Annotated in this window: 14 protein-coding genes and 2 tRNA genes; 3 read left to right on the forward strand and 13 right to left on the reverse strand. The window is 72.4% G+C overall.

Annotated features, from left to right (window positions below; translation table 11 throughout):
- Nucleotides 1-157: 157 nt before the first annotated feature.
- On the forward strand, nucleotides 158-2,326 hold the full coding sequence (pknB, locus tag ACFVVU_RS06910) for a Stk1 family PASTA domain-containing Ser/Thr kinase (protein WP_380681519.1): 2,169 nt from the start codon (nucleotides 158-160) through the stop codon (nucleotides 2,324-2,326).
- 208 nt (nucleotides 2,327-2,534) lie between these two features.
- On the opposite strand, the gene ACFVVU_RS06915 is transcribed toward pknB, so the two are convergent.
- The 5 genes from ACFVVU_RS06915 to ACFVVU_RS06935 all read right to left on the reverse strand — a co-directional run bounded on the left by ACFVVU_RS06915 (nucleotide 2,535) and on the right by ACFVVU_RS06935 (nucleotide 6,552).
- Nucleotides 2,535-3,410, reverse strand: a complete 876-nt coding sequence (locus ACFVVU_RS06915) for a class E sortase (protein ID WP_380687386.1) — start codon at nucleotides 3,408-3,410, stop codon at nucleotides 2,535-2,537.
- A 52-nt stretch (nucleotides 3,411-3,462) separates the two neighbouring features.
- On the reverse strand, nucleotides 3,463-4,797 hold the full coding sequence (locus ACFVVU_RS06920) for a class E sortase (RefSeq protein ID WP_387788633.1): 1,335 nt from the start codon (nucleotides 4,795-4,797) through the stop codon (nucleotides 3,463-3,465).
- A gap of 14 nt (nucleotides 4,798-4,811) precedes the next feature.
- A complete protein-coding gene (locus ACFVVU_RS06925) occupies nucleotides 4,812-5,474 on the reverse strand; it encodes an aminodeoxychorismate/anthranilate synthase component II (RefSeq protein WP_387788634.1) in 663 nt (220 codons plus the stop codon).
- A 56-nt stretch (nucleotides 5,475-5,530) separates the two neighbouring features.
- A complete protein-coding gene (locus ACFVVU_RS06930) occupies nucleotides 5,531-5,713 on the reverse strand; it encodes a hypothetical protein (RefSeq protein WP_350560556.1) in 183 nt (60 codons plus the stop codon).
- Between the two features lie 74 nt (nucleotides 5,714-5,787).
- The gene (locus tag ACFVVU_RS06935) at nucleotides 5,788-6,552 is read right to left on the reverse strand and encodes a DUF881 domain-containing protein (protein ID WP_380687380.1); all 765 of its coding nucleotides are present in this window, start codon (nucleotides 6,550-6,552) and stop codon (nucleotides 5,788-5,790) included.
- A 114-nt stretch (nucleotides 6,553-6,666) separates the two neighbouring features.
- Between ACFVVU_RS06935 and crgA the strand changes: the two genes are divergently transcribed.
- Nucleotides 6,667-6,915 carry a cell division protein CrgA gene (gene crgA / locus ACFVVU_RS06940; RefSeq protein WP_355362474.1) on the forward strand — a complete coding sequence of 83 codons (249 nt, stop codon included), beginning with the start codon at nucleotides 6,667-6,669 and terminating at the stop codon, nucleotides 6,913-6,915.
- Nucleotides 6,916-7,278: 363 nt separating this feature from the next.
- On the opposite strand, the gene ACFVVU_RS06945 is transcribed toward crgA, so the two are convergent.
- Complete coding sequence (locus tag ACFVVU_RS06945; RefSeq protein ID WP_380687382.1) at nucleotides 7,279-8,190, reverse strand: rhomboid family intramembrane serine protease; 912 nt, start codon at nucleotides 8,188-8,190, stop codon at nucleotides 7,279-7,281.
- 296 nt (nucleotides 8,191-8,486) lie between these two features.
- Here ACFVVU_RS06945 and ACFVVU_RS06950 point away from each other — a divergent pair, with 296 nt between their 5' ends.
- Nucleotides 8,487-9,173 (forward strand): DUF5324 family protein, encoded by a 687-nt coding sequence (locus tag ACFVVU_RS06950; RefSeq protein ID WP_387788635.1) that lies wholly within the window; start codon nucleotides 8,487-8,489, stop codon nucleotides 9,171-9,173.
- Nucleotides 9,174-9,245: 72 nt separating this feature from the next.
- On the opposite strand, the gene ACFVVU_RS06955 is transcribed toward ACFVVU_RS06950, so the two are convergent.
- The 7 genes from ACFVVU_RS06955 to gyrA form a co-directional block, all read right to left on the reverse strand.
- Nucleotides 9,246-9,318, reverse strand: a tRNA-Ala gene (locus ACFVVU_RS06955).
- A 190-nt stretch (nucleotides 9,319-9,508) separates the two neighbouring features.
- Nucleotides 9,509-9,637, reverse strand: a complete 129-nt coding sequence (locus ACFVVU_RS06960; protein WP_014137031.1) for a DLW-39 family protein — start codon at nucleotides 9,635-9,637, stop codon at nucleotides 9,509-9,511.
- Between the two features lie 256 nt (nucleotides 9,638-9,893).
- Nucleotides 9,894-10,265, reverse strand: coding sequence for a DUF6191 domain-containing protein (locus tag ACFVVU_RS06965; protein WP_380715079.1), 372 nt, complete (start codon nucleotides 10,263-10,265; stop codon nucleotides 9,894-9,896).
- A 140-nt stretch (nucleotides 10,266-10,405) separates the two neighbouring features.
- A tRNA-Ile gene (locus ACFVVU_RS06970) sits at nucleotides 10,406-10,482 on the reverse strand.
- A 16-nt stretch (nucleotides 10,483-10,498) separates the two neighbouring features.
- Nucleotides 10,499-11,893: a class I SAM-dependent methyltransferase gene (locus ACFVVU_RS06975; RefSeq protein ID WP_380684283.1), complete on the reverse strand. Its 1,395-nt coding sequence runs from the start codon at nucleotides 11,891-11,893 to the stop codon at nucleotides 10,499-10,501.
- Nucleotides 11,894-12,172: 279 nt separating this feature from the next.
- Entirely contained in the window at nucleotides 12,173-12,898 is a 726-nt protein-coding gene (locus ACFVVU_RS06980) for a DUF3566 domain-containing protein (RefSeq protein ID WP_355362484.1), read from the reverse strand.
- A 158-nt stretch (nucleotides 12,899-13,056) separates the two neighbouring features.
- Complete coding sequence (gene gyrA / locus ACFVVU_RS06985) at nucleotides 13,057-15,597, reverse strand: DNA gyrase subunit A (protein WP_380684284.1); 2,541 nt, start codon at nucleotides 15,595-15,597, stop codon at nucleotides 13,057-13,059.
- Between the last annotated feature and the right edge of the window lie 18 nt (nucleotides 15,598-15,615).

A 15,615-nucleotide genomic window follows, 5' to 3' on the forward strand; every position in this document is an offset into this window, starting at 1 on the left:
GTAGCGTATCCGCAGCAACGGGTGTGCCCGTTGCCGTCCGCGCGGTGCCGGAGGGTCCTGACCGCAGAACCACCCGGGGCCCGGACGGCGTCACACGGAGCGTGCGGGGACACCTACGTCACAACCTCACCGGCGGGTGAGGGAGAGGGTCGGATCTATGGAAGAGCCTCGTCGCCTCGGCGGCAGGTACGAGCTCGGCGGCGTCCTCGGACGCGGCGGCATGGCCGAGGTGTACCTCGGCCATGACACCCGGCTCGGCCGCTCCGTCGCCGTGAAGACGCTCCGGGCCGACATGGCCCGTGATCCGTCGTTCCAGGCCCGCTTCCGCCGTGAGGCGCAGTCGGCGGCGTCGTTGAACCACCCCGCGATCGTCGCCGTGTACGACACCGGCGAGGACTACATCGACGGCATCTCCATCCCTTACATCGTGATGGAGTACGTCGAGGGCTCCACCCTGCGCGAGCTGCTGCACTCCGGCCGCCGGCTGCTGCCGGAGCGCGCGCTGGAGATGACCATCGGCATCCTGCAGGCCCTGGAGTACTCGCACCGGGCCGGCATCGTGCACCGCGACATCAAGCCCGCCAACGTCATGCTCACCCGGCAGGGCAACGTCAAGGTGATGGACTTCGGCATCGCCCGCGCGATGGGCGACGCCGGCATGACGATGACGCAGACCTCCGCCGTCATCGGCACCGCCCAGTACCTCTCCCCGGAGCAGGCCAAGGGCGAGCAGGTGGACGCCCGCTCCGACCTCTACTCCACCGGCTGCCTGCTCTACGAGCTGCTCACCGTCCGTCCGCCGTTCGTCGGCGACTCCCCCGTGGCGGTCGCCTACCAGCACGTCCGGGAGGAGCCGCAGCCGCCGTCCGTCTTCGACCCCGAGGTGCGCCCCGAGGTCGACGCGATCGTGCTCAAGGCGCTCGCCAAGGACCGCGACTACCGCTACCAGACCGCCGACGAGATGCGCGACGACATCGAGCGCTTCCTCGACGGCCTGCCGGTGGCCGCCGCCCAGCAGGCCGCCGCGTACGGCATGGGCGCCGGGTACGGCTACGACCAGAACGGCTACCCGCAGCAGCACGACCCGTACGGCCAGACCAACGTCCTGCCGCAGCAGGCGCCCGGCGGTCCGACCACCGTCCTGCCGCAGGCCGCCCCGGGCGGCTACCCCGCCCAGCCGCAGGCCGGCGGCTACGACGACGGCTACGGCCAGACCTACGCCGGCGCCCAGGGCGGCGGCAACGACGGCTACGACGACGGTTACGGCCGCGGCGGCCGGCGCGCCGAGGAGCCGCCGAAGAAGAGCAACACCTCCTGGATCGTGCTGGCGGTCGCCGCCGTGCTGGTCCTGGTCGGCACCTTCTTCGTCGCCCAGGCGATGTTCGGCGACAAGAAGGGCGACCAGAAGAAGGAGGCGCCGACGGTCTCGGCGCCCAGCCTGCTCGGCAAGAGCCTGGCGGACGCCAGGACGGCCGCCGTCCAGGCCGGTCCCAAGCTGGTGGTCACCGAGGGCGAGAAGATCGCCTGCCCGGACAGCAACATCAAGAAGGACCAGGTCTGCACGCAGAACCCGGCCGCCGGCACCCAGGTGGCCGAGGCCGCCACGATCACGGTGCAGCTGTCCTCCGGCCCGGCCAAGGCGACCGTGCCGAGCGTGGTCGGCAAGACCAAGGACCAGGCCCTCAAGGCGCTCGGTGACGCCGGCTTCGCCAACGTCTCGACCGACTACAAGGACGACGACAACGCCCCGCTGGACCAGGTCATCGCACAGGACCCGGCGGGCGGCGGCGCCGACCCGACCGCCCCGGTCAAGCTGACCGTCTCGCAGGGCAAGGCCAAGATCAACGTACCGAGCGTGGTCGGCCAGCAGAAGGAGGCCGCGGAGGCCGCCCTGACGAGCGCCGGTTTCCAGGTGGACTCCTCGAAGACCACCCAGACCAACGACCCGACCAAGGTCAACACGGTGGCCTCGCAGAACCCGGCGGGCGGCAAGCAGCCGGCCAACACCAAGATCACGCTGACCATCTTCAAGGCGCCGGAGAAGGCCACCGTCCCGCCGCTGCAGAACGTCGCGCTCAAGGACGCCATCAAGACCCTGGAGGGTCTGAACCTGAAGTACAACGTCGCCCAGGGCCCGCAGGACCCGAACGCGATCGTCCTCGCCTCGAACCCGAGCGCCGGGACCCAGGTGGACCCGGGCACCACGGTCATCCTGATGACCAAGGCGGTGGACCCGCCCAAAGGGAACGACCCCCCCACACTCCCCGGGATCCCCGGCCTCCCCACCCCCTCGAACACCAAAGGGGGACCCAACGGCAACAACTAAGCCCTGGTTCCCCTGGTTCTGAGCCCCTCGGGGCGGGACCGGCCGGGTGAAAGTTGTTCCGGGACAGCGGCGAGGGCCCGTCGACGGTGTCGACGGGCCCTCGGGCGTTCCCCCCGGGCCTTCCCGGGTGCACCGGGTTCCCCGGGGGCCACCGGCGCCTCCTGGGGGCTCCTGGAGGCGCCGGTGACCTCAGCGGCCCCAGCGGCCCTCAGCCGCGCCGCAGCTCGGCGGGCGGGGTGCGCTTGGCGTCCATGTCGTCCACCCGCACCAGGCTCCCCCACACCGCCATCCGGTAGCGCGAGGTGTAGACCGGGGTGCAGGTGGTCAGCGTGATGTACCGGCCGGGCTCGGTGTAGCCCGAGCCCTTGGGCACCGGGGCGACGATGCCGGTGTCGAACTTGGAGGTCTCCGGCAGGGTGCTGTCGACCCGGTAGACGTACCACTTGTCCCGGGTCTCGACGACGATCGGGTCGCCCTTCTTGAGCGCGTCCAGGTCGTGGAACTTCGCCCCGTGGCCGTCCCGGTGGGCGGCCAGCGCGAAGTTGCCGGACGCGTCCCAGGGCATCGCCGCGCGGTACGGCTGCTCGTAGACCCCGGCGACGCCCTCGGCCAGGGTGTCCGTGTCGGTGCCCATCCGGATCAGCACCTGGTAGTTCCGCCCCATCGCGGGGACGTGCAGGAAGCCGACGCCCGCGCCCGTCGACCGGCCGGAGCCGCCCGACCCGGTGCCGCCCCCGCTCCCCGGCTGCGCACCGCCCACCGTCGGATCGTCCGGGGCGGCCGAGGCACCGGGAACGGCGGGGTCGCCCGGCGCGGCGGTGGCGGAGCCCCCGGCCGGGGGAGCGATCGGTCCGCCGGCCGCCCAGGAGTCGCGCAGCTGGTCGGAGGCCGCGGCGGCGGAACGGTCCGCCAGCACGTCGGTCCACCAGAGCGAGTAGCCGACGAACAGCCCGAGCACCAGACCGAGGGTGATCAGCAGCTCGCCGAAGACCCCCACCACGGCCAGCGCCCGCCGCCGCCCGCGGCGCGGCCCGCGCCCGTCCCCGGACTCCGGCCCGGCCCCCGGGAAGGCCTCCTCGGCCACCGCTTCGGTCTCCTGGGTCACATCTCTCCCCTTGCTACTCGCCCGCTCGCGGTCAGCCTCCCGTGAGGGCGGCCGGCTTGCCCTGGGTGCGCGGCCGTTCCTCGATCATCTTGCCAAAGACGATCAGCCGGTACTTCGAACTGAACTCCGGCGTGCACGTGGTCAGCGTGATGTACCGGCCCGCCCCGCTGTACCCGGCGCCGTTCGGCACCGGCTTGATCACGCTCACGTTGGACGGCGGGGTCTCCGGGATGCCGCCGGTGACCTCGTAGGTGTAGTACGCGGTCGCGGTCTCCACCACGATCTTGTCGCCCTTGCCGAGCTGGTTGATCCGCCGGAACGGCTCGCCGTGGGTGTTGCGGTGCGCGGCCAGCGCGAAGTTGCCCGCCTTGTCGGCCGGCATGCCGGTGCCCGTGTAGTGCCCCACCAGGCCCTTGTCGAGCACCGCGCCCTTGGCGGTGCCCTCGGCGATCGGGAACTTCTGGCCGAGCTTCGGCAGATGGATGATCGCGAAGCCCTTGCCGGGCTCGAACGTCTCCGGCTTGGCCGGATCCGGTGCCGGCTGTCCGGCCGCCGGGGCCGGGGCGGCGGCGTCGAACTGCTCCTCCAGCTGGCTGCGGGCCCCGTCGGCGGCCGCGTCGGCCTGCACATTGGTCCACCAGAGCTGGTACGAGACGAAGAGCAGCATCACCAGGCCGAGGGTGATGCACAGCTCGCCGAGGAACCGGGCGAGGACCACCGCCACCGATTCCTTCGGCCGGGGCCGGTCCCCGGCCGCGGTCCGGGTGCCCGAGCGGCGCCGTCCGCGCCCCTGCGCGGCCCGCCGGCGCTCGGCCCGCCCGCCGGCGGGAACGGCCGGCCGCGGTTCGGCGGCCACCGCGTCCATGGTGACCGTCTCGGCGGCGGCGAGCACCTCCCGTTCCGTCCCGGGCGCGTCCGGGCTCTCCAGGTGCAGCCGGAGCGTCTCCTCGGCCCGCGCGGGCGCGACGGGGGGCGCGGCCTGCTCGTAGACGCCCCAGCCGTCCTCGGCGTCCTGCGGCCCCGCCCAGCCCTGGTGCTGGCCCTGCTGGGCGGGAATGAAGCCGCCCTGCCGGAGCTGCTGCTCCTGGTACGGGTCGTACCCCTGGTACTGGCCCTGCTGGTACGGCCCCGGCGGGTACTGCCCGCCGTACGGGCCCTGCGGCGCCTGCGCGCCGTACTGACCGCCGTACTGGTCCTGGTGGCCGCCGTACTGGTCCTGGTGGCCGCCGTACTGCTCCTGGTGACCCTGGGGGTCCTGGTGACCCTGGTGACCCTGGTGGGGGTACTGCTGCGGGTACGGCCCGCCCTGGTACGCGCCGCCGCCCCGCGGGTCCGCCTCCGGCTGGTGGCGTCGCTCCGGACGCACCGCGGTCACCCCGCTCAGCCCCGGCCGATCACCGGGGCGAGCCCGGCGGACCGGTCGACGGCCTGCGGGTCGCCGCACTCGGCCAGCCAGTTGGCGAGCATCCGGTGGCCGCCCTCGGTGAGCACCGACTCCGGGTGGAACTGCACGCCCTCCACCGCTAGGTCGCGGTGGCGCAGCCCCATGATCACGCCGCTCCCGGTGCGCGCGGTGACCACCAGCTCGTCCGGCACGGTGCCGGGCTCGACCGCCAGCGAGTGGTACCGGGTCGCGGTGAGCGGCGAGGACAGGCCGGCGAACACCCCGCCGTCCTCGTGCTCGACCGGCGAGGTCTTGCCGTGCAGCAGCTCGGGCGCCCGGCCGACCACGGCGCCGTAGGCCACCGCGATGGACTGCAGGCCCAGGCAGACGCCGAACACCGGAAGTCCGATCCGCGCGCAGTGGTGCACCATCTCGATGCAGACGCCGGCCTCCTCGGGGGCACCCGGGCCGGGGGAGAGCAGCACCCCGTCGAAACCGGCGTCGCCGTCGCGGCGCACCGCGTGCTCGACGGTCACCTCGTCGTTGCGGACCACCTCGCAGGTGGCACCGAGCTGGTAGAGGTACTGGACCAGGTTGAAGACGAAGCTGTCGTAGTTGTCGACGACCAGGATGCGGGGCGGGGTCGGCCGGGAGGTCATGGGCGCGCGTTCTCCGGTGGGTGCGGGGACTGGGGCGGGGGGGCGGAGCCGCCGGGTCAGCCGACGGCGCCGTCGCCGCCGTCTCCGTCCACTGTGACGTCACCGAAGGGCAGGAGCGGTTCCGCCCACGGGAAGACGTAGGTGAAGAGGAGGTAGACGATCCCCAGCACGAGGAGCACCGAGACGACGGCCTTGACCAGGGTGTTCCCCGGCAGATGACGCCAGATCCAGCCGTACATGGTGCTCCCTCGACGCAGCGGACTGGGGTCAAGACTAGACCCCGGGTCGCGGCTGCCAGGCGCGTCCCGCCGCTCTACTGCTGGCCGGTGGCCGCGCGGAGGTCCGCCGTTCCCGAGTAACCGGGCAGGGCGAGGTCCCCGCTCTCCTGCACCTTCCAGCCCAGTCCGTACGCCTGTACGTACTGCTGGTAGTTGCGGATCGTCGGGTCCGCCTCCACCGCGGCGCGCAGCGCGTCGGTCCGGCCGACCGCCCTGACCACGTACGGCGGCGAGTAGACCCGGCCCTGGAGCAGCAGGGTGTTGCCCACGCAGCGGACGGCGCTGGTGGAGATCAGCCGCTGGTCCATCACCTGGACGCCCTCGGCGCCGCCGCGCCAGAGCGCGTTGACCACGGCCTGGATGTCCTGCTGGTGGATGACCAGGTCGTTGACGTCCGGCTCGCGCACGCCGGGGATGCGCGCGGTCGCGTTCGGCGGGGCGTCGTTGAGGGTGACGGTGAGGCCGGGGCCCTGGAGCGGGTCCAGGGCGGCGGCCTGCTCCAGGGCGGTGAGCTGCGCGGCGTCGGCCGGGCTGCGGCCCTGCTGGCCGGTGAGCTGCTGGGACCGCTCCTGGAGCTCGGCGAGCTGGGCCTGGGACTGCTGGTTCTGCGCGCTGCGCTGCCTTATCACGTCGGACAGGCTGAGGAGCGAGTTGTCGGTGCGCAGGTCGGTGCCGCGCGCGGTCTGCGCGCTGATGTAGAAGAGCAGTCCGGCGAGCGCGAAGACGGCGCAGGTCAGGGCACGTCCGACAATTCGGGTGCCGGAGGCGCGGGTACGGGCCGGCCGAGGGGGAATCGACAAATTAGGCACCGTACCCTTATCTCCTTCGGACCCGCCGAACCACTACGCTAACGGACGCCGCCACACCACCGTGAACCCCTGCGCGGTCACAGCGCATCGACAGGAGAGCTCCTCGTGCCGAAGTCTCGACTCCGCAAGAAGTCCGACTACACCCCGCCGACCACGGCGACGGTGAAGATCAGTTCGGGCCGCAGCTGGGTTGCGCCGCTGATGTTGGCGATGTTCCTGATCGGTCTGATCTGGATCGTCACCTACTACGTGACCAGCGGCAGCTGGCCGGTGGAGAGCTGGCGGAACTGGAACATCCTGGTGGGCTTCGGCTTCATCGCGGCGGGTTTCGGCGTCTCCACCCAGTGGAAGTGACGCCGGGGCTGCTGCCCTGAGCTCCTTCACCGCCGCCCCGGACGGCTCGACCCGGGGCGGCGCCCCGGTGTGCCCGGACGGTGGACTTCCGCCGCGCTTCCGCGCTCGGTAATCCGATTACCACGCTTATCCACATGGTTATCCACACTGGGGAAAAGTCACGCGGGCCTGTGGATAACTCGCGCCGGGGGCGCTTTCCACACCGCCGCGCGCCCTTCTCGCGAAGGCCGGATCCGCACAGCAGGACACGCGTAGAACAGCCGTTCACGGCCGGTCGTTCGCACAGCCTGTGCACAACCCCGCACATGCTGTGGACAACCGTGCGGACGCCGGACGCCCGTACGGACGGTCCGGGCCGGCGGTTCACCCGCCGTAGGCGGCCATCCCGGCGAGCACCATCGCCAGCACCAGACCGGCCACCCCCGCCAGCGTCAGCCCCTGGACGGCCGCCCGGCGGCCGCGCGGGGCGTACATCAGTCCGGCCGCGGTCAGCATCCCGGCGATCAGGCCGCCGAGGTGCGCGCGCCAGTCGATCCCCTGGACCGAGAAGGTGACGATCAGGTTGAACACCAGCAGCGCGACGATCGGCCCGAGCGGGGCCCGGACCCGGCGGTAGAGCACCACGGTCGCGCCCAGCAGGCCGAAGACCGCCCCCGAGGCACCCAGCGAGCGCATCCCGTCGCCGGCCAGCAGGAAGGCGAAGGCACTGCCGGCCAGCCCGGAGAGCAGGTAGAGCGCGAGGAAGCGGACCCGGCCCAGCGCCGCCTCCAGCTGCGGGCCCAGCACCCAGAGCACCAGCATGTTGGTGGCGATGTGCCAGGGCGCGGTGTGCAGGAAGACGGCGGTCAGCAGCCGGTACCACTGGCCCGGGCCCTCGGCGACGCCGGAGGCGAACGGGTAGTAGTGGTCGGGGGCGAAGCTGCGCAGTTCGAGGTCGAAGGCCAGCCAGGGCGTGAGCACGTAGCCGGCGAGGACGAAGACCACCAGGTTGATGCCGATCAGCGCCTTGGTGACCAGCGCTCCGTCCGTGGCCGGGCGTCCGCCGAAGCGGGTGGTCGCCCGCCGGACCTGGCGGCCGCCCTCGCTGACGCAGTCCGGGCAGTGGAAACCGACCGAGGCGTTCACCATGCACTGCGGGCAGATCGGCCGGCCGCAGCGCGAGCAGCCGATGCCGGTCTCCTGCTCGGGGTGCCGGTAACAGCGGGACAGCCCGTTCCCGCCGCCCGCCGGGCCGGGGGTCGGGTCGATCGGCGGCCTCGGCTCGTCCGGGAGCATCGGCTATCCCCTTCTGCCACGACTTGCTGCGACGACACGTACGCGCTCCCGGCGGGGACCCGCCGGAACCGCCAGCCTACTGCGGCCATACCCCCGACCGGACGGCCCATTCGCCCCCGACCGGTACCGCCGCCCGCCGCACCCCGGCCCCACCCCGGCACGCCGCCCCCTCCACCGCACCCCGGTCACGGCACCCCACCACCGGCCCACTCCGGCATGCCATCGGACAAATCCGGATGCATGATCAGCATTCAGGTGGATATGTGCACAAAGGACGCCACCAGGAGGAGAGACTCGTGACCCCTTTGGACTCGGCCCGAGCAACGGCCGGCAACTTCGCGGACAACGCCCGGCAGCAGGCCTCCCAGGCCGCCCACACCGTCCGCGTCCAGTACGACCGGCACATCGCCCCCCAGGTCGGTCACGCCTTCGCCAGCCTGCCACCGGAGGCCCAGCAGAACGCCCTGAAGGCCCTGCACCGCACCCAGGAGGCCGCCCTGGCCGCCCGCCACTCCGCCTCCCGGGCGGCCTGCCAGGCGCGCTCCACGGTCGCCCCCAAGGTCGTGCACGCCGTCGAGGAGGCCCGCGCGGCCGTCGGCCCGGTCGCCCACGAGGCCCAGACCCGCGGCGCCGCCGCGCTGACCGCCATGCGGGGCAACGTCACCTCGGCGGAGATCAGCGAGCTCGCGGCCCGCAACGCCCGCAAGTCGTGCCGGGCCGGCTGGGCGACCGGGCTGGCCGTGGCCGGGGTGATCGCGATCGTCAGCGGCATCGCCACCTGGCAGTGGTGGCGGCACCGCAGCAACCCGGAATGGCTGGTGGAGCCTCCGGCCGACGCCCGCCCGGCCGACGCGCGCGCCACGGGCCCCGGCACCGGCCCGGCCACCCCGGTGAACGGCTCGCCGGAGGCCGGCGGCCCCGCCGCGGCCGACACGCCCACCGAGGACCGCTCCGAGCCGCGGGACCCGCGCGAACCGCACTGAGAACGCGGATCGGCCGCTGACCAGGATTCAGGTCAGCGGCCGATCGCCGTCCTCACGCGGTGGAGGAAACTGTGGAGCTTAGGAGACTCGAACTCCTGACATCTGCCTTGCAAAGGCAGCGCTCTACCAACTGAGCTAAAGCCCCGGGGCGGCACCGGACGCACCGCCGGACACTAGCGTACCCGGTCCCGGCACGAATCCGGTGCCCCGTCCCGGCACTCCTGCCGTACGGGGCCGGAACCTCCGGCCGACCCGGTCACCCGACCGGGCCGGCCGGCCCGGGAGGCGCCGCGCGGCGCCTCCGAAGACTGTCGATCGTCAGATCGTCGGTGGCCTCAGCGACCGGCCGGGACCGGGTCGGTGGCCTCGGTCCACAGGTCCTGCTCGGCGCGGTCCGCCTGGACCTGACGGTAGACAAAGAAGCCGCCGAGGGCGACCAGGGCGACCAGGAGAAGCTTCTTCACCGCGGGACCTCGTCCTTCTTGCGTTGACGGACTCAGCAGCCGTGCGCCGATCGTTCCGATCGGGCCGACGAGTCCGTGGTTTGTTACGAGCACGAACGGGCGGTCGGTGTGCCGGACTGCCCTTGCGGCCGATGATACACACCGGTGTCCCAATCGTGACCAGCGACCGCTGCCTCCAACCGACCCGTCCGGCCGGAGGATTGACGCCACACCTCCTGTCGTACGGTCGGCCCGGCGCAGAGCCTGCGCAGAGCCGTCACCCTTCCCGCCCACCCGCCGGGGAACCGGCCGGTGAACCGGGCAGTGGAGCGGGCGCGGAACCCGTCGGCGCCACCACCACCGCCACCCCGGACGCCAGGTCCACCCGGGTGCGCGGCGGCGCCCCGTCGTCCTCCTCGTCGCGCAGCATCAGGCTGCTCTGCCGTTCGTCGAGCTGATGCTGCTTGCCGGCCGCGAACTGCGCGTGCAGCTGCTCGAAGCCGGTCGCCGAGATCTGCCCCTCCCGGCCGGTCCCCCGCCACGGCACCAGGCGCGACCGGCGCGCCTTGAGCGCCAGCTGGTCGACGAACGCCAGCACCACCAGCAGACAGACCAGACCGGGGATGGTCATCGCGAACAGCAGACCCATCGCGTCACCGCCTCCACCGTCGGACACCGCCGGGCGGGCCCCGGCCCTCCACCGGTAGAACACCCGGCCGCCGCCCGTGGTTCCGGGAATCCGACGGAAAACGCCGAAGGGCCCGGAGCATCGCTCCGGGCCCTTCGCGGTGGTGGGGCTAACAGGACTTGAACCTGTGGCCTCTTCCTTATCAGGGAAGCGCTCTAACCGTCTGAGCTATAGCCCCTTGCCGCACTGAAAGATTAGCGGACCGATCCCCGATCCCCCAAATCCGTTGCGGCCGGGCCCGCGGCGGGGTCCTCCGGGACGGGCAGGTCGGAGGCGGTGCCGCGAGCGGCCAGCCACTCCGCGCGGGTCGCCGGGAGGTGTGCCGCGCCCTGGACGGAGGTGCGCACCGCGAGGATCTGGTTGACCCCGATCCGGTTCTCCTCGAAGGCCAGCGCGGAGGCCGCCATGTAGAGCCGCCAGACCCGCGCCCGGCCGCGCCCCACCAGCCCGACCGCCTCCGTCCAGCGCGCCTCCAGATTGGCCACCCACTCACGCAGGGTCAGCCCGTAGTGCTCACGGAGCGACTCGACGTCGCGCACCTCGAAGCCGGCCTCCTCCAGCCGGGAGACGGTGGAACCGACCGGGGACAGTTCGCCGTCCGGGAAGACGTACCGGTTGATGAACGGGCTGGGCCGGTACCGCTCGCCGGGGTGGTCGGGGCGGCGGGCGATCTGGTGGTTGAGCAGCCGGCCGCCGGGCACCAGCAGCCGGTACAGGCCCTCCGCGTAGACGCGGTACTGGGCCTCGCCGACGTGCTCCGCCATGCCCACGCTGGAGATCGCGTCGAACGGGCCGTCCTGGATCTCCCGGTAGTCCTGGAGGCGGATCTCCACCCGGTCCGCCAGCCCGGCCTCCTCGACCCGCCGCCGGGCCAGCGCGACCTGCTCCTCGGAGATCGACACGCCGACCGCCGTCACCCCGTAGTGCCGGGCCGCGTGCAGCAGCAGCGAGCCCCAGCCCGAGCCGACGTCCAGCAGCCGCATCCCGGGCCGCAGGCCGAGCTTGCGGCAGATGAGGTCCAGCTTGGCCTCCTGCGCCGCCTCCAGGCTCTTCGCGGCGGGCTCCCAGTAGGCGCACGAGTAGACCATCGACGGGCCCAGCACCAGGCCGTAGAAGTCGTTGCCGACGTCGTAGTGGTGGTGGATCGCCGCGCGGTCGCGGCCGCGGCTGTGCAGCCGCCCGCGGCCCGCCGGGGCCTCCTCCGGCGGCGGCACCGGCTCGGGCCCGAGCACACCGGCCCGCAGCAGCGCGCCCATCACCCGGCGGCCCCTGGCGCCCAGCACGTCGCCGGGGCCCAGCCGCAGCGTGCGGATCTCCGGGCGCTCCGCGAAGTGCGCCACGGCCCGCAGCACGTCGTACAGCTCGGTGTCCGGGGCGACCTCCAGGTCCCCCGAGACGAAGGCGCGGACCAGGCCCAGCTCCCCCGGCTGCCAGAGCAGCCGGCGCAGCGCGCGGCGGTTGCGCAGCACCACGGTGGGCGCGCCCGGCGGTCCGGCGACGCTGCCGTCCCAGGCCCGCACCCGCAGCGGCACCGGGACCCCCAGCAGTCCGTCCAGAGCCTCGACCAGCCGCTTTGCGAGCTCCGCCATCGCGCGCCTTCCGTCCTGCCGTGCCGAAGAGCAGTCGTCCCGGACCCGTCCGGTGGGAACCGGGGAGGCCTGCGCCGGCCGGGTGACGCGGAACGAGCGGACCCAGCTAAGCCCACCGCGACCCCGGCCCGTCCGGGCGGCGCGCCGCCCCCGACGGCTGTCACCCGAAATGCCGACGGGCCCCACCGGCTGCAACAACCGGTGGGGCCCGCTGATTCCGTCCGCGAACGGAAGGTCCCCGCGCACGGCGGGAACTGATCCCGGGTCACGCCGGGGGGATCAGTCCTCCTCGGCCAGGGTGAGCTCGATGCCGCCGGTGAAGCCGGCCGCCGCGTTGTAGATGAACGCCGAGAGCGTGGACAGCGCGGTCAGCAGCACCACGTCGACCACCGCGATCAGCGAGGTGAAGGTCATCACCTTGCCGAAGCCCACGTAGTCCATGATGTTCACGCCGCCACCGTTGGTGTCCGAACCGGTGACGTCCTTCAGGGTCTTGCCGAGCGAGTCGAAGACGCCGAGCGAGTCCAGCGTCATCCACAGCACCGCGGCCGCCACGATGATGATGATCCCGACCGCCAGCGACAGCAGGAAGCTGACCTTCATGACCGACCACGGGTCGGCCTTGGTCACCCGCAGCCGGGCCTTCCTGGTCCGGCCCAGGCTGCCGCCGGAGGCCGGCGCGGCGGCCGGACGGCGTGGGCCCGCGGCGGGCGTCCCGCCGGGCGGGGTGTTGCCGCCGCCGACCCGGGTGCCCCGGGGCGGGGTCGGCTGCCCCTTGGCGTAGGTGGTCGGCTGCGAGAAGCCGCCCGGTGCCGGTGCGCCCGGCGGCGGGGGCGTCTGACCGCCGTACGTACCGCCCTGGCCCGCTCCGCCGACCGGCGGCATCAGCGAGGTGGACGCGGCCGGGTGCTCCGGCGGCTGCGGCCCGCCGTACCCCCCGCCGCCCTGTGCTGCGCCCGGACGGCCGCCGGCGGCGCCTCCCGCAGCACCCGTGGCTCCACTCACTGGTCCTCCCGCACTTCCCACCAGGACGGACGCGCCGCCCTGCTTCGTCACTCGTCATCCAGCACCCGGCGGGATTGCCCGGAACTGGTCGGCGGCCGGTACCGCCACGCCGTGTACGGATGTACGGACGTGACGGTACCGGCCGTCGTGGTACGAGGTCAGGCCTGGGCGGTGTCCCCGCCCGTTGCCGTCCCCGCACCCTCGGCCACCTCGGTGGACTCGGTACCCGCCACCTCGTCCTCCGCCGACTCCTCGTCCTCGGCCTCCGCGTTGCGGGCCATGCCCACGACCGCATCGCGCTTACCCAGGTTGATCAGTTGGACGCCCATGGTGTCACGTCCGGTTTCACGAACCTCGGAAACCCTCGTACGGATCACTCCACCGGACAGGGTGATGGCCATGATCTCGTCGGTCTCGTCGACGACGAGCGCGCCGACCAGCGAGCCCCGGCCCTCGACGATCTTCGCCGCCTTGGTGCCGTAGCCGCCGCGCCCCTGGACACGGTACTCGTCCACACCGGTGCGCTTGGCGTAGCCGCCGTCGGTCGCGGTGAAGACGAAGGTGCCCGGACGGACCACGTTCATCGACAGGAGTTCGTCGTCCTCGCGGAAGGCCATGCCCTTGACGCCGGAGGTGGCGCGGCCGGTGGAGCGCAACGCCTCGTCGGTGGCGGTGAAGCGGATCGACTGCGCCTTCCTGGAGACGAGCAGCAGGTCGTCCTCGGCGGAGACCAGCTCGGCGCCGATCAGCTCGTCGTCCCGGCCCTCCTCGTCCTGGCGCAGGTTGATCGCGATCAGGCCGCCGGAGCGCGGGGAGTCGTAGTCCTTGAGCAGGGACTTCTTCACCAGGCCGGCCCGGGTGGCGAGGACCAGGTAGGGCTTGTCCTCGTAGGTGCGGACGGCCATCACCTGGGCGATGTGCTCGTCCGGCTGGAAGGCCAGCAGGTTGGCCACGTGCTGGCCGCGGGCGTCGCGCCCGGCGTCCGGCAGCTCGTAGCCCTTGGCGCGGTAGACCCGGCCCTTGTTGGTGAAGAACAGGATCCAGTTGTGGGTCGTCGTCACGAAGAAGTGGTCGACGATGTCGTCCTGCTTGAGCTGGGCGCCGCGCACGCCCTTGCCGCCGCGCTTCTGCGAGCGGTAGAGGTCGGAGCGGGTGCGCTTGACGTAGCCGCCGCGGGTGATCGTGACGACGATGTCCTCCTCGGCGATGAGGTCCTCGATGGAGAGGTCGCCGTCGGAGGGGATGAGGGTGGAGCGCCGCTCGTCGCCGTACTTCTCGACGATCGCGGTGAGCTCCTCGGAGATGATCCCGCGCTGGCGGGTCGGCGAGGCCAGGATCGCGTTGTACTCGTCGATCCTGCGCTGCAGCTCGTCGTGCTCGTCGGTGATCCGCTGGCGCTCCAGGGCGGCCAGCCGGCGCAGCTGCATCTCCAGGATGGCGTTGGCCTGGAGCTCGTCGATCGCGAGCAGCTCCATCAGGCCGGTGCGGGCCGCGTCGGCGCTCGCCGAGGCCCGGATCAGCGCGATGACCTCGTCGATCATGTCCAGGGCGCGCAGCAGGGCGCGCAGGATGTGGGCGCGCTCCTCGGCCTTGCGCAGCCGGAAGGTGGTGCGCCGGACGATGACCTCGACCTGGTGGTTGACCCAGTGCCGGATGAAGGCGTCCAGCGACAGGGTGCGCGGCACGCCGTCGACCAGGGCCAGCATGTTGGCGCCGAAGTTGGTCTGCAGGTCGGTGTGCTTGTAGAGGTTGTTCAGCACGACCTTGGCGACCGCGTCCCGCTTGAGCACGATCACCAGGCGCTGGCCGGTGCGCGAGGAGGACTCGTCGCGGACGTCGGCGATGCCGGCGATCCGGCCGTCCTTGACCAGGTCGGCGATCTTCAGCGCGAGGTTGTCCGGGTTGACCTGGTAGGGCAGCTCGGTGATCACCAGGCACTGCCGGCCCTGGATCTCCTCGACCTCGACGACGGCGCGCATGGTGACCGAGCCGCGGCCGGTGCGGTAGTAGTCGTCGATGCCGCGGCGGCCGACGATCAGCGCGCCGGTCGGGAAGTCCGGGCCCTTGATCCGCTCGATCAGGGCGTCCAGCAGCTCCTCGTTGGAGACCTCGGGGTTCTCCAGGTACCAGAGCGCGCCGGAGGCGACCTCGCGCAGGTTGTGCGGCGGGATGTTGGTGGCCATGCCGACCGCGATGCCGGTGGCACCGTTGACCAGCAGGTTGGGGAAGCGCGCGGGCAGGACGGTGGGCTCCTGCGAGCGGCCGTCGTAGTTCGGCGCGAAGTCGACGGTCTCCTCGTCGATGTCGCGCATCATCTCCATCGCCAGCGGCGCCATCTTGCACTCGGTGTAGCGCATGGCCGCGGCCGGGTCGTTGCCCGGGGAGCCGAAGTTGCCGTTGCCGTCCACCAGCGGCATCCGCATCGACCACGGCTGGGCCAGGCGGACCACGGTGTCGTAGATCGAGGTGTCGCCGTGCGGGTGGTAGTTGCCCATCACGTCGCCGACGACGCGGGCGCACTTGTAGTAGCCCTTCTCGGGGCGGTAGCCGCCGTCGTACATCGCGTACAGCACCCGGCGGTGCACCGGCTTGAGGCCGTCGCGCACCTCGGGCAGGGCCCGGCTGACGATGACGCTCATCGCGTAGTCGAGGTACGAGCGCTGCATCTCGGTCTCTAGCTCGACCGGCTCGATCCGCAGGGCGACCGCGTTGGCGGC

It is taken from the genome of Kitasatospora sp. NPDC057965 (assembly GCF_042887135.1).
GTDB lineage: Bacteria > Actinomycetota > Actinomycetes > Streptomycetales > Streptomycetaceae > Kitasatospora.